A 24,867-nucleotide genomic window follows, 5' to 3' on the forward strand; every position below is an offset into this window, starting at 1 on the left:
ATTCATTCTTTATAGACAATATTCAAATTACGGCGATCTTAAAAAATGAAGAAGGACATGCCTCAAGGTTAAGGAAACTAGAAAAAAATATGTAATCGCGTTTGAAAAAGTTATCAAACGTAATGAGGGAATTAAACTGTTTTTCCTGCGGCTTCAATCTATAACGCATGTACAAACCCTAGATGACTCTACTTGTGAAAAAGTATTTAGTGGTTGTACATTCTATACATATTCTGAGCAGCTAAGGAGGAATTAAATAAGTAGGGGAACGCATGTTTCCTGAATTCGTTGTCTTTTTCCGCTGTTTTGATGTATAATTACTCCTGGAGATAAGTCTCCAGGAGTAATTTTGTATTTTCATGAAGGGATGATCTACATACATGGCATATGCTAGACACCAAAGCTTCTATATAAGGGACAGATGGTTTAGTAAGGGATTAAGGGCAGTAAAGCAAAATAAGAGATTCTTTTTTGATGAATTTGCTTTTGAAACAATTGGCTTGGGCAAAAACATGCTTGAGTCTTTGAAGTATTGGCTGCTAGCTTTTGACGTTCTTGAAGAAAGAACAGAAGAGGGTCAGCGGGTACATGTATTGTCTGAACTTGGTGACATTTTGTTCGATAGTGATCGACTTCTTCAGAGGAACGAATCGTTATCCATACTTCACTACCATTTGGTGAGGAACAAGAAGGATCTTTCGACTGTTTTCGATTGGTACTTTAACAAGTACAAAGAAACGATGGTTAGTAAGGGTGATTTGTTTAATTCGTTTTCCACTTGGGTTAGCCAAAATGAAATGAAAGAAGTGTCGCAGAATTCTCTCAAGCGAGACATAGATTGTTTGATCCAATTTTATACGAAAGTACCTGATGTGAATGATCCGGAAGACGTGTTGTTCTGTCCATTCTCCAAATTATCCTTAATGAGAAGCGAACGTTCGGGAGAACGGGACGACACAATTCGGAAAGTCACTCCTGAAATTTCTACAATAGGTATCTCGTCTCTTTACTACGTTCTACTCGACTATGACCGGATATCAGAGGATCGCCTTATTAGTGTTGATGAGATTGTGAATTCTGACAACCTCTGGGGAAGAGTATTTAATTTAACTCGAAATAAGGTTGTCGAAGTCCTAAATAGTCTAACCACCCATGATAAATATCCGATAGAATACATTAGAACAAATAATTTGGATTATGTTAGAGTGCCGGCGATTTCATCTGTTGATTATATAAAAGGCGAGCTTTTGAAAGGATGACCAACTAGAGATGGAATTCAAGTCAAGTATTAACATTAAATTCGATATTGGAAATGCAGAGTTATTTAATCGTTATATTCCAACACCTTCTCACGCGGAGGCCATGAAAGGGATCATTGATGGATTCGCTGAAGGGGCTAACCGATCTCATATTATTATCGGACCATATGGTACTGGGAAGTCGTTGTTAGCTAACGTTATCGGAAGTATTGTGTCAAAAATGGCGAGTTCTATGGCAGTGGACGCGTTAATTGAAAAGCTTGAACATGTCGGCGACCATGTTGCATCAAAGATTAGAGATGCAAGTAAACTAACGATGCCTTACCTGCCAATCTTATTGAGTGGTAACGAAGGCAGATTCAGACATTCAATTATATCTAGCGTTGTTAAGAAACTCAAAGAGAAGGGCATTGATATTGTATTACCCGGACTGGCAGCAAAAATAATTAACTCTATTGTTTTATGGGAGAAAGACTTCCCCGATACGTATGACAAGTTTCGTCTACGGTTAGAGCAAGATGGGAAGCAACTCAATCAATGGGTTGAAGAAATAAAAAAGCAGAACGAAACCGAAATAAAATATTTTTCGGAAATGTACCCGCTTCTCACAGCTGGTGCTTCGTTTGATATCGATTATGATCATAGTTTTTTGTCGCAGATGGAGTACTTGACAACCGTTTTGCAAGACAATAACTTGGGGATCTTTATTGTATATGATGAATTCGCTCGATTTTTGCAGGGCATGAATGCTACTAAGTTCAATGAGTCTATGCAAGATATTCAAGATCTTGCCGAGTTGGCAAACAGAACGAATTCAATACATTTTTTATTAATTACCCATAAAAGTTTACGATCTTATTTCAGTGCTTCTAATGAAGAGGTAGCTAGAGAATTTCAGCGTATTGAAAAGCGATTTAATCAATATTTGGTGAAAAGTGACCAAGCCACCTTTCTCAGAATTTCGGAATTAATACTGACGGAGAATATAAATCAGAAACCAGTAATTAGCGATGCAGCTTTTACAAAAACACGTGAAATGTTGAGAAAGTACCCCCTCTTTCCGAGTATTAATCAGACGGAACGAGATGAATTGGTTGTTCGAGGCATGTTCCCGCTTCACCCGGTATCGATCTTCCTTCTGCCGCACTTAACTCGAGTATTCGGACAAAATGAGAGATCGTTGTTTACTTTTCTAGAAAGTCTAGAGACGGGCGGATTATTAAATCATATAGGCAAAAGCAATGAGTATTATTTAGGCCATCAACTGTTTGATTTTTTCTTTCCCGACTCTAATGATTTTGGGAATGATGATGTTTCGGAACACATTCTTCTTTATAAAAAAGCGATGGCTCGTCTTCCTGAGGAGCTCTTAAATAAAAAATCGGCAACGAACTTAGTAAAGTTCATAACTCTTTGGAACTTGTGCACAGTACAAAGCGAACAGAAGCTCAACACTGAATTCTTACAATTTGCGACACAACTGAACGAAGATGAACTCTCGGATATTTTACCCGTACTAGACAAACATAAAGTGATTAGGTTTAACAGAGTAAACGACTACTGGGAGTTATTTGCAGGAAGCTCAGTTGATTTGCACGAACGGTTGGAACATGAGAAACAGTCGCTAAAAACAGATCAATCTAAAGAGATTGAAGTTCTATACGATAATCTCGTAAAGAGATTTTATTTTCCAGAACGATACAATGATGACAAGGGAATGACAAGATTCGCTGCAGTAAAAGTTGTCTATGGGAAAGAAATTATTGAAGGAAAGTTGATTCAAGAGACTCAACATTCCGATTTTTCAGTCTACTATGTTCTAGCGGAAGATTTAGAGACTCACGAATCACTAGATCCCGTCTTACAAAATTTGAGTCAGGAAAACGATAGGACGCTATTCTTCCTCCATTCCAAACCTGTAATAGGCATAATACCTGAGGTTTACAATTATCTAGGTTTGGACTCATTGAGAAGGAATAAAACTTTACTAGCGGAAGATAAGGGAGTTAAGGAAGAATTAGAGATCTTATTCAATGAAACCAAGTATAGAATCTCTCAATATTTATCAGAAATAGCTTCGTACGAAGATGGGAGAGCCTGGTACATTGCAGGAGATCAAGTGACAATACGTTCAGAACGTGATGTTACGGAAATGTTGTCCGATAAATGTTATGAGTTGTTCAAGTGTACACCTGTGATTTTAAATGACTCCTTTAATAGGAACGCGGTTACAGGTGTACAAAGAAATGCAGCAATTAAGCTGATTGAAAAAATTATTGAGGATCGACGTAAACAGCAGTTTGGAATTGAAGGCAATGGGCCTGATTATGCTTTGTTTGCAGCCATTTTTAAAAACAATGATAGGCTTGATGAGAATGTCAATAAATTAGACTACTCTAACATTAGAAATGAATCTTTCGCTACGCTTAGATTAAGACTGATTGAGGTTTTAGAAAGTAACCCGACTGGTAACTTCAAAGATATTGTTGAAATGTTTTCGGCTCCACCGTTTGGAATTAGGAAGCCATTGATCCCTATTCTTTTTGTTGCATTGCTGAGGGATCGTTGGAACGAATTTATGTTGTATCGCAACGGTATGTTTGTTCCCGGTATTGATGGTGAGACGCTCTTTGAAATCATAGTGGATATGGGGGCGGAGTACTACCATTACGCATACGAGCACATAAATGATAATTATGTTGAATTCTTTAACAGTATTGAAAAGTGCTTTGCTGATTCGCTTGAAACGCGCTTAAACAACCAGTCTAGACTAATCTTTATTTGCGGTACATTATTGAAATGGCTGCGGTCGCTCCCTAAAATTACGCAAATTTCGGTTAACGTGGATAAAGAGTTTGGAGAATTTAGGGATCTCATAAAGAGGTCGGAGGTAGATCCTCAACAATCGGTCGCAAAGCTATTAATGCTCTACCAACAAAACATGGATAAGTTATTAGCCACTAAGCAATACGCAGAAAACTTTACTGTACTACTAAAGAAAGAACTGGCTAAGAAGTTGTTGCAAGTTATAGGGGTTAGAGACTTCAAAGAGTTAAAGAATTGGGTCGAGGAACAGCGTGACAGCGGTTCTTATTCGATTAATAAGCTGCCAGAAAAAATTTACAACTCTCTTTCCAGTGATAATGAAGATATTTTGATAGAGCATTTTTTCGGAAATTACGTCGGAGTTAAAGTGGAGGATTGGTCTGATACCACTTATGATTTATTCTTTGCACAACTACGTCACGACTTAGAGGAACTAAAGCTTACTGAGCAGAAGATTGAACAAAGCAACCTAAATGTAGTCTCAATCCAACTTAACAATAGTAGGAAATTGATTAATAAGGTCGATCTGTCTGTGAAATCGGCGACTGTCTATTCAAATTTAGAAAGAATGATTAACGCGGCAGGGAAAAATGTGCCGCGGCAAGAACTTGAGTACCTTATCTATCAGTTGTTTGAAAATTACGTAGTCAAAGCGGAGTGATACAATGGACACCCAAGAGAAAAAGGTTGTACATGTGGCAATGTTTAGCGGCGGGGCTGGGAGTGCGTATGTCGCTTATCATATGGTGCAAACCTACGGTAAGGAGAACTGTATTTTGTTTTTCACAAACACTTTATGGGAAGATGAAGACAATTACCGGTTTATGGAGGAAGTATCGAGCCATATTGGTTTGGAAATTACGGAGAGACTCGATGGAAGAACTCCAGAAGAAGTATTCTACGACGAACGATTTCTTGGTAATGCGCGATTGGCCAAGTGCTCGGAAGAACTGAAAGTAAGGCAAACCATTATTTTCTTGGAAGAGGAATTAAGGAATGAAAGAAACCTAGAACCCATTTTGTATTTCGGGATTGGTCCTCACGAGAAGCATCGGGCCGAGAACTTAAAGGATTTTTATGCTCATTTTCCATTAGAACCTATTGAGACTCGGTTTCCATTGATTGAATTGTTCAGGGAGGATCTCGACGCCAAGGGGATTATACGTGACGAATGGGGTATCGAGTTACCTCGAATGTATAACATTGCTGAGCAGCTAGCGGATGAAGGAAATGAGAACGCCAGAATTGCTGTAAGAAATGGTATTAAGGGATTTTCCCACGCGAACTGTGCGGGTAGGTGTGTGCGTGGAGGTTATCAGCATTATGCTCTATTATACGCAATATGGCCCGAACGTTATCGGGAACAAGAAGATATGGAAGAGCGTTTTAGGGCTAAACTTCAAAAGGATGTTTCCATTCTGAAAAAGAATGGTGGGTCTTATACCATGAAACAATTTCGCGAAGTGATGGAAGCGGAAGGTTTCGAAAAATTTTTGTTTAAAGCAGATGCAGATATTCCTTGTGTATGTTCATTTTCATAATACAAAGCCTTCCCTTTCGCCGGAAATATTCCGGCGATTTTTATTTTTCGTGTAATATAATATTGGAAAGCAAAGGGGGTAATTTCATGGAATTTGTAAACAAGCAGCAAGGGATAAGTCAGGTTTTCGAACCGGCTTTTAATACAATAAAGGACAAGCAGGTTGCTACCTTTGGACCAATTTCATTCATAGATTACTTGAAAAATAACGGAATACCTAAGACGGGGGCAACACCCGCAGCGATATCGATAGATTCATATGAACGTTTACATCAATCTGCAAAAAAACATTCCGCTATGATTATGAGGTTAGGGCAAACACAAGGTGGGACAGGCACTCAGTTTGCGTTAGTTAAAGTGCAAGATAAATTAGATGACTTTTTCCTAAAAGATGATGAGATTTTTAAGTCGGAAGGAATTGAGTATATCCCGATTGTCAATATTGATCAGTTAAGAGTTTTTTCAATCTTGCCGTCTTTAACCGAAAAATCTTACGTAAATCTTGGATTCTCATCTGGTTTAATAAGCTACGCTCTCGGCGTTGATCATATAAGACCAATATTTCCCCCAGCAAGTTGCAACTCGACATTCACTTTTCAATTTAGACCACATAGTCAGATAAGGGACATATTTATTCATAACAAAGGTTAAGTTGAGGTTGACGCCATGTTACTAGAAAAAAGAGGTGGAAAAGAGACATTGTTTGTTGTTGAGGCAAAGAGCGATACCAGTCACAAATCGTTGGCAAAACACAAGTTACTATATCCCATTCTGGGAATTTCAGGTAGTGTTCCTAAGGGCATAGAGATAGTTCCTGTGTACATTAAAATAAAGACGTCGCAACTTGGGATTCACTACCACATTGTAGAATGCAGTATTCCGGATCCTAGATTACAAATTGTAGCTTACGATGAATTAGAGATAAAGAAATATACACACCTCATTCTTGATTTAGAGTCAATTGTAATTTAACCTTGCATAACTCAGAAGGACAAATTTTCTTATCAAATCGTCATCGTAATGTTGAAATATATTTAATAAAAACAGGAAATTACTTGGAAGATGTCGAATGAAGCAGAAGGACCATTTTCAAATAAGGTGGTAGTACATAATGACTATTGTTCAATCGGAATGGATTAGTTTTCTTCGACAGTACGGACCAATTCCGCGTAATGACAACATGTACGATGAAGCAATTCATAGAATCATAAAGCGGAAAAATATCAAGCCAATTATCGTTGATTCGTTTTATTTAAGTGAGCTTATTGAGAATTATAACTCCCCTAATCCTAAGTCTGTAATACTCACCGGGACTGCTGGGGATGGGAAGACATTCAACTGCAGAGAGGTTTGGTTAGCACTAAACGGTTCACTTCAGGAGTGGCAGAATGACGATAAGGTAAAGGAATTAGATCTACTAAATTTTAAAAAACTATATGTTATTAAGGATTTAAGTGAGCTGAAGGATGAGGAAAGAGGCATCTTAAATCAGTTCGTTAACTCAGTCCTTAATCCAAACGATGGTAATGTGTTTTTAGTTGCTGCAAACGATGGGCAGCTTATTGAAGCCTGGAAGCATCTTGGCACCGACCCACTAACTGTACAAGTAAAACAATGCGTGGAAGATTTGTTGGTTACTGAAATTAAAGAAAAAAGCGGGTTCAACCTAAGACTATACAATTTAAGCCAAATAAGCGCGGCGAGACTCTTTCCTCAAATTGTGGATGTTGTACTCCAACATCCCGGATGGAATGATTGTAACCAGTGCTCTTTGAGAGAAGATGCTCAAACGGGCAGGACGTGTCCTATATGGGAGAACCGTAATCGTCTCGAAGGGAATAAAGACGAACAACTGATTCGATCGCGAGTCACCGATCTTTTGGAGTTATGCGAGTTCAACGGTGTGCACCTTCCTATAAGACAACTACTCCTCTTAGTATCAAACATGCTTCTTGGTCATCCGGAGGCCAAGGATCGACTTATGTCGTGTTCTGATGCTGCCAAAATAGTTGAGGAAAATAAAACATCGCTTGCAAGTGTTTACCGAAATATTTTGGGTGATAATCTCACAGAAAGACGTCGCGAATCTACTGATGTATTTGCTGCACTCGGAAAGTTTGGTATTGGTTACGAGACAAGCAATACGATCGATAACATCTTAATCTTTGGTGAGGACGACCCTGAACTTCTACCTTACTACGAAGATCTTGTGCTAAACGATACATACTACGGTGCCGACCAGACTTTCCGTGCTAATCAAAAAGAATACCTAGAAGGCGTATTAGATAGCGGTGTAAACTTTTTAGAATCCCTCCGATCCCAAAGGCAAAGGTTGTTTTTTGTAATCCCTAGAGAAAAAGAGAATGACCTTAAACTTTGGCATCTTACAACCTTCCAATACGCTGGGGAATTTTTGTCTGATGTTTACAGAGTGGCTAAAAACGGCAAAGTAGCTACGCAAATAACTTCGAGGATTTCCCAGGGGTTAAATCGAATTTTTACAGGTCTGTTAGCAAAGAACAATGATGAATTGATTTTGGCTACGTCTGGAAGCCATTCCCAAGCGAAGGTAAGTAGAATTTTTGAAGAAAGTATTTCGGTACCGAAAAAACGCGGGGAAAGCATGCAGATCCGAATGAATGCAAATGGCACACTCGTGATAGAAGTGAAGTTATCATCTTCTGTTGCTACAGTTGAACTACCGCTCCAGTTGGTTCGCTATGAGTTTCTTTCGCGGGTTGCCGAGGGTGCATTGCCAGGGAGTTTTTCCAGGGAGTGTTATGAAGATATCCTGGGTTTTAAAAGCAAGCTTCTTAAAAGACTAGAGGAGCGCCGTAGAATAGATGAGGAAGATTCGGATGATGAAAGTGATTTATCCTTTAGAATCATTCGACTAAATCAAGACGGCTTGATTGACGACAGAATCGTGGAGGTTAACTACGATGAATAATGAAAGACTTCCGCGCCCGACAAAGATTGACGCAGATATGTGGGTAGATGAGGCGATCTGGGGCCACAGATTATATGATGAGCAAACCCCATGGCTTTGTTTTATGGAATTTTTAAATGTCCTTCAATCTGAACTTGAGTCTGGCCGAGCATTTGTTGAATCCGAACCAAACAAATTGGCGTATTCACCCAAATCAAGACTCTACTTACGGAACATCTTGTTTAATAACCCTCAATTAACTCTAATATCAAGTAAGTATAGATACGATGATAAAGAAGCCTGGTTACAGTGGTACGAAGTTATGGGAAAGGGACAAGCCGGCATAGTTAACGCCGATTTCAAATACCTAGAGAAAAGGTTCTCAAACTTTGGGGATTTCGCATCGGTGATTCAGTTTCTTCGAGAAACAACAATTGAGGGTGAGAACAACAAACGGTGGAGCTCACAATTTATTTTTCCATACGGTCCGGACTGTTTGTATGAAGACCTTAATGTAAAAGATAATGGCTTCACGAATGATCGAAGATTTTTTGGTAGAACTGGCGAGTTGTTGTATTTAATGTTGACGAGAAGCGGCAAAGGGGTTCAAATACTCGCAAACCTACAGAAAAGCGTCTTAAACCCATCAAATAAGTTTAATCGATTAGTTGCAGCGCTAGAACCGAAAGACGTGGTAAGTTCATCTCCTCTTCGAACAGGAGTTTATTTGCCTTATCCAGAATTGGCTGGCTATGAATTACTCGCGGATGATTGGTTAAGTTTATTAGAAAGCAATATTCCGAATTACGATGCGATTCCGCACCTTGTAAACATAACCGGACTTCATTTGATAATGTACAGTTTAAACAGGGCGAAGGCCGTCTTAGGTGATACTAACAAACTAACATTTATCTTAGAGATTGTTTCTCCGAAGAAAACAATCATCAGAGAACTATCTTCTGATTCTTTCATTGAGCACAACAATATGTCTCGGAGAGCTATTGAGGCATATATCAGACAGGTTATCGAAACGGAGTCTTGGAATCAAGTTACGGACATACATGAGGCAATCACTGTACTGAAAAATGAATATGCTTGGCCGAAAGATAACAAAGAGAGTGAGGTTGAATTAGTGAATTCACCCGATGATTTAATTAATATGTTTGTTTCTGCAGCAATTAATAGACACAAGCAACACGTTAATAAATTTCACGGTGTCTGGGGAAAAGAAATAGGACTCTCGTCAAGAAGAGGCGCACGAAGACTACGTTATGCTCCCCAAGATATGCTTTTGAAATCTTTGGTACTGTGCGTTGTTCCGAAGAGAATGGAATTCCAAGACTTCTTAGATAAATTGTATGAAAAATATGGTTTTATCATTGGCGATAAGCAGGCTCTTGAATTGACGGAGGCTGGGAGAGCAGATTTAGAAGCGTTCTCTGACAATGCAAGACGACTTGAGCAACGATTGGCAAGTATGGGGTTACTACGCAGATTATCTGATGCATGCGCATATGTAGAAAATCCCTTTGGGATTCAGGAGGAAGTATTACCATGAACCAACTAGAGTTAATTGGAAAGGTAGCGACTGAATATCTTCGCCGGCAATTACAAAATAGCCAATCTGAAGAGGGAATTGCGCGTTTCTTATTGGATCGCCTTACCGGAGATCAGGTCACCAATATATGTAAAACGATAAGCCAAGATATGCAGCTAGTCTCAACTATGGCCATAAAAGTCCCTCGGAAATTAGTTGAAGGCGGCAGTTTGCCTTCTGAAATGGTTACTGACGAGAAGACAACTTATTGGAGAAATGCTTCTTGTGATAAGCCTGCTATCTTATTAGCGAACACGAACGATGATCAAGTGCAATCGCTAAGAGATATAACAAGGGTTGGGGCAGGGGATCTCAAGAGTAACCCGGATATATGGGTTCAAGTGGCAAGTAACGACCTCCCTCTAAGCGATGAGCAAAAAAAGCATTGGCAACAAGCGTTGAAAGGTTTGCAAGAGGCAAATGAATGCAGCCTTGAGGAATTTAGTGAGTTTACTGTAAAAGTACGTGAAATAATTGCGGAGAATGGCATTCCTGTTGTTAGGGCGCTTGGCTGGGCGTTACCTGCACTTCGCATTCCACGTGATTCTTATTACTTTGATGCAATCCCAGAGAATGCTTTGGGCCATGCTAGTAGGTGGAAGAAGCTCTTTACAGATGCATATAACAAAAGGGCTTGTTATCTATATAAGCAACATCCGAATCGTCAAATCATCGAGAACAGTGAGATTCAGGCTTCTTACGAAAAGGTAAAAAGCCAAATCGATCCGTCTGTTCAGCCAATTATGGAATTGTTCATTGAATCCAATGTGAGCTGGTCTACCGCCGCGGAGAACCTTTCGGAGTTAGAATGGGAGATGGATAAGGTCAACCTTCTGTTTTTCGAATTGAAACCAATGAAAGTAAATCTGGCGGAAAAAACTCGGCAATTATACGATGATGAGTTTCCAGATACTTTAACGGATGCAGAGAATCTTTATCTTTATAATCTAAACGAACTCTTTAAAAAGAAAAAAGCGAAGGAAGCCACAGAGGAAGATAAGGATTTTTACGATAAACACCGTCATAATTTGGAGACAGACAAAGCACTAAAGGCAGAATGGGATCGTTTCGTTTATGGAAAGGCAATTGAATGTACTGATTTTTTAGTTGGTTTAATAGAGGCAATTGAGCGCCTCTTTGCTCAATGCGATAGTTTTATTGGGGAGAAGACTCTAAGAATCAGGACACAGAAGACAACGAGTAAAAAAGCTTGGTTGGACCTAAATGAAGATATAGGTATGGCGTTTTGCACTGCTTACAGGGGGCTTGAGAAGTTAACCAACTGGCAAGTGAATTGGGAAACTTATTATTTGTTTAAATACGATGAGTTAGTATCAGAGGCTAAACAGAAGAATGGCTACAAAAAGAACACCTCAACGGCAAAAGCGGCTATTCAGATCGTATTCTACATAGAGCTTAGTTACCTTGACTTGCAGGGATCAAATCAAAAAAATGAAGTGAAACTGGTGTGGCAAGGTAACCCTCAAGAAATTGGGTTTGAGCTTCACGATGATTTAAGGAGACTTGCTGAGCACCCTTTCTCTTATTCTAGTGTATCACAAAATCCTATTAGCAAAAAAGGTAAGTTACAGGGGTTATCTTTGAGCGATGTCGCTACAATTCAAGCGGTATTCGGACAAGATAGGGGTTCACTAGTTGGAGTATATGCAAAAACAACTGACTTGCAAAAACTAATCTTAAATAACCTGAAGAAGTTGCTTGAAGAAGCCAGACTTTCTCAGAGCGATTATGATGCTCTAAAAGAAACGTGGGCTAACTTTTCAACTAAGTACAAGCAGTCTATAAATGATTGGCTAATCGATGGTATTAGTTCTAATTCAATGATTGAGCAAAGTGAACTGTACGATAAGTTCTTACGTGCCCTACAAGAGCATGCTTTGGGTGATAAGAATCGAATCCATATCGTGCAGCCTGTTCTGGACATTGGGAACATTAGAGTGGATGGAGATAAAAATAAGCCGATGACTATTGTGGCTCCATGGCAACCGATGCGAATGGCAGCAAAGGCAGTTAAGGCTCGGCAAGTCATTGGTTTACTAAACTATGTTTTAACGTCGTACCAAGTTGACTTTGGTGATCAACGCTTGTTCTTTACGGATCTCAATGAAGAAATAGTAAGTCCGTATTATCCTGAAGTTGCAATATGGTATAAGGGCCATGAACCGGTGCTTCTTTCGATTACAGATGCTAAGAATGATTACACCTTAATGGAAAGCCCAGTACGTACTGAAGAAGAAATGCAGACGAATGAAGATCCAAAAGAAGCAAGCAATAAACTTCTTAGCCTAGTTGAACGTTACTTGGATCTTCAACCGCACGAAAAGACGAATCTAAGCTTGGTCTTGTACAACTGTGATTCCACAAGACTTCCGGAGACAATTGTAAATTCACTAGCCGCAATGCACGAAGTTGAAGATGAAGTTCGCTGTCAGGTGATTTTGAGGCATCGGGATACAAATAAATTAAATGAATTATATATGAAAATGATAGAGAGTACGGATAGTGATGCCGATTCCTTTGTTGCAAGCGAGGTAACCCGTGATTTTATGGCACGCCTCCGTGTAGGAGTCATGGCACATGAGGCTACTGCATTAGACCCCAAAGAGGGAAAGCTAGCTGATATCGTATTCTTGCAAGATGTTATCTCGCGGCAAGCCAATCTTGAATGGGATGAAGTTCAGGTGAGGCAGATGCCAGAATTACTTAATCACTATCCTCCGCGGTGGGCAAAAAGAAGGTCTACGGCGAAGGATGAACTTAAATCTACGGTGTACTTGGCATGCCCAAGCCAACCTTCAGTTGGATGGTCTTACTTATCATCGGTTTATTCAGTTGTTAAGGGGAAAGATGTTAACCCTGGAACATTCTTTTTACCGGCAAGGCAAATTTCGTTCCAAAATGATAAAGTGAAGGCCATCTTCGATGAAGCACACAAGCTCGGCGAATGGGTAGTAAATTATGATGAATTATTAGAACGAAGACAGCTTAGGAATCTTGGGGTGAAGGTAATAAAATACCAGCACAATAAATCCCACGGTTCAAACGTTGTTGTTTCGTCAAAATCTCAATTAAACCTTTTGAATGTACTCGTAAAAAGAAGATTGAACGCTTTAGGCCTGGGATTAACTGAAGCGGAATTGGTGCAGCTCACGGAGAGGTTTATTGATGATGCCAACGCAATATCAGGCGACATCGTTCTTCGTGCTGCAAAACGAGGCGTGTTTGCGGGTGAATTAATTGGTGTCGTACTAAGTAAGATGATCCTTCAGTCTGAGATGGGAACAGAACAGGCAGTAGGTTGGTTCTTCCTTGATGATTATGCAAATTGGCTTGGACAAAAAGAAGAGCAGATCGCAGATATTTTAGCGCTTGCACCCAAAATGGTCGAAAATAAGCCGCATCTTCAAGTATTTGTTTCTGAGGCAAAGTATGTTGATGCCAAAGGTGTATCTGAGGCAAGGAAAAATTCTTCAAAACAGTTGCGCGATACCATCTCAAGAATGGATAACGCACTTTTTGGCGATCCAGGACGACTTGACCGTGATTTATGGCTATCTAGATTAAGTGATTTGTTAAATGACGGTATTGAATTAGCTCCGAATTCTCCGTTTACTGTTGAAGAGTTACGTGAGGGTATTCGGGCAGGGGAAATTCCCGTTGAGATCAAGGGTTACTCGCATGTATTTATGTCTTCGTTACCTGATACAGTTGTAGATAGTGAGAGAAATCCCATTACTAACGCTAAAAACTCCTATCAAGAAGTGTTTACTAGGGAGCTTGTAAGAGAGCTAGTCTTAGCCTATCATCACGGGAACCCCATTATCGAAGTCAGGGAGAAGCTTGACGATAGTAAGCCTTGGGAATTAAGTGATGCTAAATTACCCGCTCCAAGAATCAACTTTGTTGTCGCGAGTAATAATGGGCTCAGTGTTGGTCAAAGTAATGGTTCTAATTCTTCTAGCGACAATCAGGTGCATTTTGATTTTGAGCCGGATGAAGTCACACGGAGGGATGAGGAGTATGATCCTCCTGTGGCCGATAGTGAGGATGCAGAATCAAACATGGAAATGAGTAGTGAAATTCCATGGGCGAATACTCAGTTAGCAACATGGATATTACAGAATGCACAAAGCACAGAAGAAACCAATGAGGATCAATCCTGGGTTAATGAAACGGTAAATAAACTTAGAATGGCTTTAATCAGCTATAACTTACAAGCTAAAGTGGTTGGATTTCGATTGACTCCAAATGCTGTTGTTATAAAGCTAAAGGGATCAGACCAGTTAAAAGTTGATGATATCGAGAAGAGGAGATCTATTCTTCTTACGACACATGCCCTTAATGTCATAAACATAATGGCCCAACCTGGGGAGATTGTTGTTTCTTTGGCCCGCCCGAATAGGCAAATCATATCATTGGTGGATATATGGAAGGTAAGGGAAGTTCAAACCAATGCATCCGGGTTAAACATGAGTTTTGTTATTGGTGTTAAAGAAAGTGATGGGGAAATACTTTACCTAAATTTAGGTGGCGAGTTTGAAGGCGGAGCTCAGCATGCTCCACACACACTCATCGCGGGTGCAACAGGTAGTGGTAAATCTGTTTTGTTGCAAAATCTAATCCTTGATATCTGTGTAACCAATAGCAAGGATCTTGCGCACATTTATTTAATTGATCCCAAGTATGGTGTCGACTATATGCATCTTGAGGAATTACCACACCTTGTCGAAGGCATTATCGACGACCAGAATAAAGCAACACAGATACTAGAGGACCTTGTCGTTGAGATGAATGACAGGTACCAAAAGTTTAAAGAAATCAAAGTAAACAACCTGAAAGATTATAATGCCAAGGTATCCGACAGCGAAAAGCTTCCACTGATATTCCTAATACACGACGAATTCGCTGAATGGATGCTCGTCGATGAATATAAGAGCGCAGTTTCCTCCATCGTTCAGCGTCTTGGGGTAAAAGCACGCGCGGCAGGAATTCACTTGATCTTCGCAGCACAGCGTCCAGACGCAAACGTTTTGCCGGTCCAGTTAAGGGATAACTTGGGGAATCGGTTAATACTTCGGGTCGAGAGTGTAGGGACCTCTGAGATTTCTCTCGGGGAAAAGGGTGCGGAGAAGTTGCTTGGTAAGGGGCATTTGGCTGCAAGACTTCAGGGAGAGTCAGGGTTGATTTTTGGTCAAGTGCCGTATCTCCCTAGCACAAGCTTATCTAATTTGATCGAATTGCTGCATATTTAAAACTCAAGGGAAGTGTGTAATGCACTTTCCTTGAATATATTTTGCTCATCTCCTATAACACAATTTCATATATTGTAGAAAAATGCTGGGTTACTACATAATAAGTTAAAGGTATAAAAAATCACTTATCGCATGAATAGTGTTAGACTGACTTTCAAAGCTTCTAGTAAAATATAAGGTGGAGGTGGGATGATGCAATCATTTACAGCTATGGCCAGGTTGTTGTCACATTTAGGAGATCAATTAATTAGTAGTTCTGCAGTAGCGCTTCTTGAACTTATTAAAAACTCTTATGATGCGGGCTCTAAGCAAGTTGAGATTAGTATAAATCAAAAGAAAAAAACAATGGTCATTAAAGATAGAGGCAAGGGGATGTCTAAAAATGACATAAGAGAAAAATTCTTAGTTATAGGGACAAATAATAGGTTAATTGAACAGAAGTCCATAATAGAAGAATATAAACAACTAGAGCTTTCAAATAATGAATCAGAAATACAACAAAAGATGTCGTCTAGGATCCCTTTGGGAGAAAAGGGATTAGGAAGATTTGCAACAATGAAATTGGCTGAAAAGTTATTAATGGTATCAAAGTCAAAAAGATCTTCTGATGGTGCTTTACTTATGGTGGATTGGAATCAATGTAGGAACGATTCTACAAAAACACTTGAGGAGATAAGGGTTCACCTGTTTGATATTAATGGGGAAGAATTAAAGAATAAAGGATATTGGGATGATATAACTCCTTCGTTTACTCTAATTAAATTATACGATATAAAGGATTTTTACGATCAAAGAATATGGGATGGAAAAAAGTTTGAAACCTTTTATAGAGATCATTTTATGAAATATGTGAACCCATTTCGCCCCAATAAAGGGTTCCAAATAAGATTAGAGATAACCTCGGAGAGTGGTGAATTCTTCAGATTCACGCCTGAAACACTGGATAGAAAATTGCTTGATCAAGCACACTACAAGCTCAGCGGGAAAATTGTAGGCAAAGATTTAAAAAGCTCATACTACATTAAAGGTGCTGATGGAAGAGAGTTTGAAGGAGAATTAAACACTTATCTAAGTGATCTGCAGGGTATCAATTTAGTAGGTGAGGAAGATTTTGGGCCAATAGACTTTGAGTTTTATTTTTTTAATAGAAGAGGGGATAGATTAAAAGAAATTAAAGGTTACACAAAGGTGACCGACATTAGGAAATTATTAGATCAATACAGCGGCGGAATTATGATCTACCGCGATAATTTTAGAGTATTGCCCTACGCTGAGCGTGGGGATGATTGGCTTGATATGGATAAAGAAGATCAATTTCGTTCTGAAGGGATAAGGTTTAACACCATACAGACGGTAGGCGCTATATTCATAACGACGCTCTTTAATTACAATCTGCGGGATCAAACTAATCGCGAAGGTCTAATTCATAATAGTGCTTTTAACAATTTATACGATGCCCTTAGAGCAGTTTTAAAATCTTTTAAAGCTAAAATAGATCAGTATTACCCAAAAGGTCATAAATACAATGCACCTTTAACTACGGATTCTGTGAACCAGGCACTTTCTCCGCTACAGTCAAAACTTGAAAGTATAAAAAACAATATCGATGGGATAACGAAGTATACCACCATTGAGGGACAAGATTTTAAAAATACAATTCAATCTCTACATAATGATTACATTGAATTTGAAAACAGCTACTATCAAGTAAGGACTGCCGTTAATGAGCTTGAAAAGAGAGTTGTAGAAATTGAAGGAAAACAACGCATGGTACTAGATCTAGCTGGTATAGGACTAATGGCTGAAACGGTGGCACATGAATTAAGAAGTTATGTTAATAGGATGCTTGGCTATCTAAATGATCTTCAGAAGAGAATTCCTTCTCAAAAGGAAATGATTTCATTATTGATTAGTAACACGAAGTCAATCGATTCTGTTATTTCAAGATTGGACGCTCAGGCTATAACAAGAAGAAGAGCTAAAAGCAAAGTACGTATAGTGAATTTGATTGAGGAGTTAGTATCAAGCAAGAGAGAAGTATGGAGGCAAGAAGGGACTAGAGAAATAAATATAAATCTTAAATTTGACGCGGAGCTTTGGCTAAAAGTAAATCAAGGTATGCTTGTTCAAGTTTTTGATAATCTATTAAATAATTCGCATTTTTGGTTGATACAATACTGCAAAGAAGATGAAGACTTTCTTCCGGTAATTGATATTAATATATATCAATCTGGGATTTTGGAGTTTAGTGATAACGGAAGGGGAATCCCCTCTATTGATTCGGAAGCTATATTTGAACCTTTTTTCTCTAGAAAAAAAGACGGTAGAGGGTTAGGACTATATATAATCTCAGATATTATGTCCTTTCATAATTCAGAGATTTCGTTAAGTGAAGAAAAGAATAATTACGGTAATAAATATAAATTCATCTTAGATTTTTCTAATTGTCGTATAAATTAAAACTGGAGGAAAGGTCAATGCCGGATACTAATGGTTTATCAGATTTGTTTAAAAGAAATGGGATTAATGGTGCCATTGTGATTGACGACCAGGTAGAAAACAAAGTGAATGATATTGTTTTGAAAATTCTGGAGGATGAAAGTAGCTATCATACAGAGGAATTTGATCTTAGAGAAGAGTTGGAAAAACAAACTGGCTATACGCTAAAGGAAGCCATAGATATGGTTGTCGATGACGAAGATATAGAAAGCATCATACAATTTCTACAGGGAGTCACTTCTTTTAAAGATAAGTTTCAGCAAGATATATCTTTATTCACAGAACTTCTTAACGATATTTTTGGTTCTGATAACGTTATTATTAAAAAAAGTGTAGATTCAAATTTTAAATTTGAAAATGACAAAATCCTTTTTTTGGACTATAGGTTAGAAGGAAGTCCTTTAGATTCAGAAAATTACTCAAAGTGTATCGAGAAATTTAGTGATGAGGTAGTAAAGAATCCTTGGTCCATAGTTTTTATGAGTACCAATAAAACGTTTAGTGTACAAAAGGAAGGAGAAGAGCTCTTTCTTGATATGCTAAAGCCTCTTGAGAAATCAAAGTATTTTAGCTTGCTTAGAAAAGAGGCTGACTACAAAAACTGTCTTTATGATTTTATACATAAATCAAAGTTCCTCCAGAAAGACTCAATTATTAATGAGTTAACTCATGTGTTGCAAAACTTTATTGGCGGAAAAATGTTTTATTCGTTGCTTGAAGAAGTAAAAGACATAATACATACCAGCAGTAATGAAGTGCTAAATAGATTTAGGTTGTTAAATGCAAGATCTTTAAATGAAATAATATCAAGAAAAGTATCCAAAGAAGGAGAGTCAAACCCAACCTTTTTATTAAATTGGATAGTTGGTCGTGTCGCTAAAGATGCGTTACGCGTTGATTCCAACTGGGAAAAGGTAAATGATGGTTTGGAGCAGATCAACAAATGGTCAAGCATATTCCATGAACTACACGAGGATTTTGAGATAAGGAAAATTGCAACTGAGGATATGTGGGATCAGGGTGTTAACGGAAGACACGCCCCAGTAGATTTTGGTGATGTGTTTGAAATCGAGTATGAAGATAAAATTTTACGTGCAATACTATTAACACAAACATGTACGTTGGCTATTAGAGGTAGTGGGGATAGATCAGGGCAGCTAGCACAGTTAGCTGTTCAAAATGACGAAAAAAAAGGAAGAGTATCTGGTGTGCCAATTCAATGTTGGGATTTTGACGAAATTACGTTTGATCTCGACGATAATATAAGTTTTCCAATGGATGTTTTAGACTTGGTATCACTTAATAAGGATGGTAAAGCTGGTTTTGCACTAGGTGAAAATCTTGTTAAGCAAATTCCTAATAATCGAAACTGGAGCTCGGGTTATTCAAAGAGGATTGTTAGTCTCGTAAATTCATTAGCAAAAGACGTTGAGGTAAGGCTAGAATCCAATGAATCTATTATAGAATTAAATCGAGTATGGGTGCCATTCGAGGTTTTAACAGAGGATGACAATAAAGTAGTCAGATTCAAAATAAAAAGGATTGCCAGATTGGAGAATCAATATGCACTAAATATTTTACAAATTTCACAATCATGGAGCGGTAGAATAGGTTTACCTATGAGTGTGAACTTTATGGATGATTATGTAAAGGAACCGGGAAAGCTTAGTATACACGGCCATGAGTTTGACTGTTCATTCTATACTAAATTTGATAAGGAAACGAGGACAGAAGTAGCAGTTGATATTAGTTCTTTGCGTCAATCTGTTCTGTCATTGTATAAAGGTTGCGCTAACTATGACACTATTGAGGAGCTAATGTTCAGGAATGAGTTAACAACGCTTCATTATGCTTCTTCCGGGTTAGAACTTTTATCTTTAACAACAATACCAACTTACACTGATCAATTTCTTCAGAAGAATAATATCAGATTTAATTTTGATAAGAACTTGCTGCTTTTACAAGTAACTCTGGGGCACTTCAGCAATATTATCTTAGTAGATGAGGATATTCCACCACAAATTGGTACGGTTAGGATCACTGCTCAGGATATAACGTTTAATATCTCTAAAGAAGATGTTGAGGGATATCCTACAATAAAGGAAAAGGTACTTACAATAAAAAACAAGGAAAACAGACTATACTATATAATAACAAGCCAACACCCTGATATGAATTTTGAAATTCAAGGTACAAAACTTTTTATTCGTCCTAAGTTAGGAGAAGAAGAAGCAGCAGCTGCAAAACAGTAGGAATGATTAAATTTGATCTTGTTGACGAACACCGTCAACAAGCAACAAAACACAAACAAAAAGAACCACATGCCACGGTCAAAACCCTTATAAATCAAGGGTTTTGACCAACTAGTACAGATCCCAACCAACCCTCACATGTTCCCGCATACAGTGCACGTTGAATCGGTGGCTTTGTTGGCGCGGGATAGTGAAATTGGGATTAGAATTTTAATCTCAAGCTCGGAAATAAATGACTGATTACTGACAAAATAAACAGGATTATATTATTGGAGGATAACTGGGATGTGTATTTCGCACAGTCGTAAGCGTCTAACAAGAAGGTGTATTCCATCGCAGTCTAGCTTTTGAGACAATTCCGTTAGAGTAATCGTTGGAGTTTTTCGACTCTACTCGAAAAACTCTAATGGGTGTGTGTTCAATTGCAAACTTTAGAGATGAGAAATCGCTATCGACTCCAGCAATGGACGGAGATCATTCGTGATTGCCGTTCCAGTGGTCAGACCGTGGTTCGTTGGTGTTCCGATCACGAAGTTAGTGTGAAAAGCTATTACTACTGGCTTCGGAAAATTCGTGAAGCTGCTTGTGAATCTCTCCCCGCCTTCTCATCCCCGAATGAACCAACTCTCGTACCGGTTCATCCATCTTTGCGGACGAACGCCTTACGTTCCGAAGCGAGTCATGAACAAGCGGCGATCATCCTTCGTACGGATGCCGTTACGATCGAAATTCATCAGCATGCGTCTACCGTACTTCTCGAACAGACGCTTCGCATCCTTCAGTATGTTCGGTGACATCTCGAAGGCCGATCAGCTGTATATCGCCTGTGGATATACGGATATGCGAAAATCCATTGACGGCCTGATTCACTTGGTGCAGCATCATCAGCTACATTTGAACCCGTTTCAGAATCATTTGTTTCTGTTTTGCGGTCGCAAGCGTGATCTGATGAAAGCCTTGTACTGGGAAGGTGATGGATTCGTCCTGTTGTACAAACGACTGGAATTCGGTCAATACCAGTGGCCCATGGATGCCGAGGCCGTACTCTCGATCACGCCCCAGGAGTTTCGGTGGTTGCTGGAAGGTCTGTCGCTCCATCAGTCGAAAGCGGTCAAGAAGCTTGCTTTCACCCCTTCTATGTAAGCCGAACAAGGAGTCGAAAACCCTTGTAAAACCTGGGTTCATGCCTGCTTTTATGGTATAATAATAGGTATAGAAGACAGTGAAGGAACGGTATCTCATGAGCCCTTTGGAACAGCTGCAAAAGATGGAGCGTCGCATCGGCGACTTGGAAAAAGAGAATAAACGGCTACAGGAAACCGTGCAGTTTCTAACGCAGAAGCTGTACGGCAAAAGCTCCGAGAAAACAGCTTCCCTCCCAGTAGGGGTGGAGCAGCTGTCTTTATTTGATGAGCCAGAAACGGCAGCTTCACGCACTGCGCCGGAGCCAACCATCGAGCACATTCAAAGCTACCAGCGAAAGAGGCAGGTAGGCGAACGAGCGGAGCTGCTTCAAGATCTTCCGCATGAAAAGCAGCTATTTCAGGTTCAGGATCGTTGTTGCGACGTATGCCATAGTGAGCTTGTCTTGGTAGGCGAAGAGTTTGTTCGTACGGAAGTGGAGTTTATCCCTGCCCGCGTTCAAGCCATTGATATCTACAGAGAAACCTTAGAGTGCCGGACCTGTCGGAAAGCGGACAAGCCTTAGATGAAAAAGGCGACCACTCCAGCACCGGTCATCCAGCATTCGTTAGCCTCCGCTTCCTCCGTGGCCTGGGTGATGTACCAGAAGTTTGTGAACAGCATGCCGCTGTACCGTCAGGAGAAGGAATGGAAGAGCATCGGTCTGGATCTGAGTCGGGCTACGATGGCCAACTGGATGATCGCGACTACGAGAGACTGGCTGAAGCCACTGGTGAATCGACTGCATGAACTGCTTGTACAAGAGCGATATTTGCATGCGGATGAAACACCCTTGCAGGTCATGAATGAGAAGGGGCGGAAGAACACGACCTCCTCCTACATGTGGATCTACAGCAGCGATCAGCATAGTACGCATCCCATAAGGATCTTTGAATACCAACCAGGACGAGGGGCGAGATACCCGCAAGCGTTCCTGAAAGGATTCAAGGGATATTTACATAGCGATGCCTACTCTGGATATGCGAATCTAGCTGGAACCATCTCATGCCTATGCTGGGCGCATCTCCGGCGTAAGTTTGTTGAGGCATTGCCAGCGGAGGCGAAGAATCCGGAAGGGACCCTTGCCACGGAAGAGTTAGCCTATTGCAACAAGCTATTTGAGCTAGAGGCACAGCTTGCCTCACATCCTCCCGAAGAGCGAAAGGAGCAACGTCTGGTGCAGGAAAAGCCTGTACTCGATGGTTTTTGGTCATGGGTAGAAATAGCCAAAGGTAAAATCCTTCCTTAATCCAAGCTAGGCGAAGCGCTGAGGTATGCACGTAACCATAAACAAGAGTTGATGAATTATTTACAAGATGGGAACTGTGTGATCTCGAACAATCTAGCTGAGAACAGCATTCGCTCCTTTACAGTTGGTCCCAAAAATTGGTTGTTTAGCGGGAGTCCACGGGGTGCAGCCGCAAGTGCAGCGATCTACAGCATCGTAGAGACCGCAAAGGCAAATGGATTGAACCCGTACAAATATCTAGTCTATCTGTTGCAACAGTTGTTACCGGCGGTTGCATTTCGTCAGCAACCGGAGTTGCTTGATGAGTACCTTCCATGGAGTCCAGCAGTTAGGCAACATTGTACATAACGCAGAGCCTATGGATTCTCATGAACCATGGACTTTTCTTTTTTAATACACTTGGTTATTAGACGCTTACGCACAGTCCCAGTTTTTTTAGCATTTACAAGCAGTTGTAATACAAAACGGAGTACGCATGTCAATAGTTATTGGCAGAATACGCATCACAATTTTTATGATATGGAATTTTCAACAGCATTGTAATATTCAGTGCTTTCAAGTGCCACAGTAAGACGTGGCAAGGGTATACCTAACTTTTTTGCTTCTCTCACAACCTCAAGCACCGCAAAACCTGCTTTACTATTGTTGTATTCCACGAAAAGTCGTGCCAAGCTGCCTTTTGCAAAAATGACCTTGTTAAAAAGGATGCTGAGAAGTGCCGGCGGAATCTTAGTCAGCAGTAGCAAAATCATATCACTCTTTGCGCCTCTTGCATTAAGTAAAGGGGTCATTTCCCTCATATGCTTACCAACAGTTGAGAATGAGTCACTATGGTTCATGAGCGCTGGAAAACTTCCCCGTTTTAACACCTCGGCCTCCATTGCAGCATTCATGGCAAAGTGAATCCATAGCCAATTTTGCATATCCCTTACCCAGCTAATTTTAAAATGGGCACTTTCAAATAGCTCTTTGACCTTGTTGTTAATAGACTCAGTGCCTTCCCGTGGTTTTTCAAGAAATACCATTTTCAAAAAGCCGCCTCTAAGCCTATTTTCCGTTATGCCGCCTCCTGCTCCGGGGAAGCCAAAGACAACATTGCTCATAGACAAGGGTGCAATCGATGATTTCAAATCTTGCCAAATGTTATTGAATATGAGGACAGGGGTGTTTCCAGCAGCAGTCGACAGGAATTGTGCTGCTTCCGGAAGCTGTTCCGTGTTGACGCTCACAATAATGAGATCATACTTTGGAAGTATCTCCTCATGCAGTTTGATGTTCCAGCTTTCTTTTATCAGCTTTTTCCCTCCTCGTGCGTCCCACATTTCCAGATCTATGCTGCTTCCGAAGGTTTCTTTTCTTCCTTTTCTAACGTAAAACTCAACGGTATGCCCTGCTTGTTCAAAAGCCCACGCATATTGGGTCGTTATTACACCTCTTCCGAAAAATAAAATTCTCATTGTCAGCCTCCCGAAAATTGTTGATAATCCTTGCCGATAATCCAACAACGTGTTGTATAATGATATTGTATGCATGAGCTATACGGCCATCAACCATCAGATTTTTAATATCTGTCGGATAATCGTTTGAACAGAAAAGAGGTAAATCATGAACAAGCAACCTGAAATGACGGATAAAACAAGGCAAACCTTTATACATGTATTCTGTGATTTATACTGCCAAAAACCAATTGATAAAATATCCATTAAAGAGATTGCTAACAAGTCAGGATATAACCGCAGTACCTTTTATCAATACTTTACAGATATCTATGAGTTGTTGGATTGCATTGAAGGGCGTGTCTTGGAATCCATTAACGAGGAAATGGCAAGCAGAGAGTTTTCGACACATACTTTTCAAGATGCACTTCAATGCTTGGAAAATGCCGAGGACATTTCAGTTCTTAAAGCCCTTTTGGGCGACTATGGTTCTGTTCATTTTGTTGAACGCCTGAAACGAGAAATTGCCTTTGAGAGATTGATCGTGGACTTTCCAACAGATGATGTCTTAGCACCATACATTATTGAGTTTTACATATCGACATTAATATCTATGTTTCGCCTTTGGATACGTAACGACAAGGATCTATCGTCGGAAGAGCTGCTCAAGCTGGTAGATAGCCTTTTTGCAAATGGGATAACACCGTATCATATCTTTGGCAAGGTTAATCCGCGGTTAGATTCGAATAAAAAGTAAGGGGGCGAGAAGAAAGAGAATGAATGGAGTGGTAGATCGATATTTACCAATACTCATTTTGGGTGTGG

13 protein-coding genes and 2 pseudogenes are annotated in these 24,867 nt (G+C 39.8%); 14 read left to right on the forward strand and 1 reads right to left on the reverse strand.

Features of this window, described 5'->3' with window-relative positions; translation table 11 throughout:
- The first annotated feature begins 380 nt into the window (after positions 1-380).
- The 13 genes and pseudogenes from A7K91_RS12275 to tnpC all read left to right on the forward strand — a co-directional run bounded on the left by A7K91_RS12275 (position 381) and on the right by tnpC (position 22,954).
- Positions 381-1,259: a DUF4007 family protein gene (locus A7K91_RS12275; RefSeq protein WP_068683045.1), complete on the forward strand. Its 879-nt coding sequence runs from the start codon at positions 381-383 to the stop codon at positions 1,257-1,259.
- A 10-nt stretch (positions 1,260-1,269) separates the two neighbouring features.
- Complete coding sequence (locus tag A7K91_RS12280; protein ID WP_068683047.1) at positions 1,270-4,746, forward strand: hypothetical protein; 3,477 nt, start codon at positions 1,270-1,272, stop codon at positions 4,744-4,746.
- Between the two features lie 4 nt (positions 4,747-4,750).
- Entirely contained in the window at positions 4,751-5,626 is an 876-nt protein-coding gene (locus A7K91_RS12285; RefSeq protein WP_068683049.1) for a hypothetical protein, read from the forward strand.
- Positions 5,627-5,712: 86 nt separating this feature from the next.
- The gene (locus A7K91_RS27050) at positions 5,713-6,276 is read left to right on the forward strand and encodes a hypothetical protein (protein ID WP_245697460.1); all 564 of its coding nucleotides are present in this window, start codon (positions 5,713-5,715) and stop codon (positions 6,274-6,276) included.
- Positions 6,277-6,288: 12 nt separating this feature from the next.
- Positions 6,289-6,597, forward strand: a pseudogene (locus A7K91_RS27055) (DUF6997 domain-containing protein); the annotation flags it as partial.
- Positions 6,598-6,736: 139 nt separating this feature from the next.
- Positions 6,737-8,575, forward strand: a complete 1,839-nt coding sequence (locus A7K91_RS12295) for a hypothetical protein (RefSeq protein WP_068683051.1) — start codon at positions 6,737-6,739, stop codon at positions 8,573-8,575.
- Entirely contained in the window at positions 8,568-10,112 is a 1,545-nt protein-coding gene (locus tag A7K91_RS12300; protein ID WP_068683053.1) for a methylation-associated defense system protein MAD7 family protein, read from the forward strand. The genes A7K91_RS12295 and A7K91_RS12300 overlap by 8 nt, the downstream gene beginning before the upstream one ends.
- On the forward strand, positions 10,109-15,424 hold the full coding sequence (locus A7K91_RS12305; RefSeq protein WP_068683055.1) for an FtsK/SpoIIIE domain-containing protein: 5,316 nt from the start codon (positions 10,109-10,111) through the stop codon (positions 15,422-15,424). The genes A7K91_RS12300 and A7K91_RS12305 overlap by 4 nt, the downstream gene beginning before the upstream one ends.
- Positions 15,425-15,613: 189 nt before the next feature.
- Positions 15,614-17,884: an ATP-binding protein gene (locus tag A7K91_RS12310; RefSeq protein ID WP_082967416.1), complete on the forward strand. Its 2,271-nt coding sequence runs from the start codon at positions 15,614-15,616 to the stop codon at positions 17,882-17,884.
- Positions 17,885-17,901: 17 nt separating this feature from the next.
- A complete protein-coding gene (locus A7K91_RS12315; RefSeq protein ID WP_068683059.1) occupies positions 17,902-20,175 on the forward strand; it encodes a hypothetical protein in 2,274 nt (757 codons plus the stop codon).
- A gap of 437 nt (positions 20,176-20,612) precedes the next feature.
- Positions 20,613-20,969 carry an IS66 family insertion sequence element accessory protein TnpA gene (gene tnpA, locus A7K91_RS27465; protein ID WP_425415660.1) on the forward strand — a complete coding sequence of 119 codons (357 nt, stop codon included), beginning with the start codon at positions 20,613-20,615 and terminating at the stop codon, positions 20,967-20,969.
- Positions 20,959-21,318, forward strand: coding sequence for an IS66 family insertion sequence element accessory protein TnpB (tnpB, locus tag A7K91_RS12320; protein ID WP_068683174.1), 360 nt, complete (start codon positions 20,959-20,961; stop codon positions 21,316-21,318). Before tnpA ends, tnpB begins: the two co-directional genes overlap by 11 nt.
- A 97-nt stretch (positions 21,319-21,415) precedes the next feature.
- Positions 21,416-22,954, forward strand: a pseudogene (tnpC, locus tag A7K91_RS12325) (IS66 family transposase).
- 164 nt (positions 22,955-23,118) lie between these two features.
- Here the strand turns inward: tnpC and A7K91_RS12330 are convergent.
- The gene (locus tag A7K91_RS12330; RefSeq protein ID WP_068683061.1) at positions 23,119-24,063 is read right to left on the reverse strand and encodes a ketopantoate reductase family protein; all 945 of its coding nucleotides are present in this window, start codon (positions 24,061-24,063) and stop codon (positions 23,119-23,121) included.
- A gap of 148 nt (positions 24,064-24,211) precedes the next feature.
- Between A7K91_RS12330 and A7K91_RS12335 the strand changes: the two genes are divergently transcribed.
- Positions 24,212-24,799: a TetR/AcrR family transcriptional regulator gene (locus A7K91_RS12335; RefSeq protein WP_068683063.1), complete on the forward strand. Its 588-nt coding sequence runs from the start codon at positions 24,212-24,214 to the stop codon at positions 24,797-24,799.
- Positions 24,800-24,867: the final 68 nt, after the last annotated feature.

The organism is Paenibacillus oryzae (assembly GCF_001675045.1).
In the GTDB taxonomy this organism is placed as follows: domain Bacteria; phylum Bacillota; class Bacilli; order Paenibacillales; family Paenibacillaceae; genus Pristimantibacillus; species Pristimantibacillus oryzae.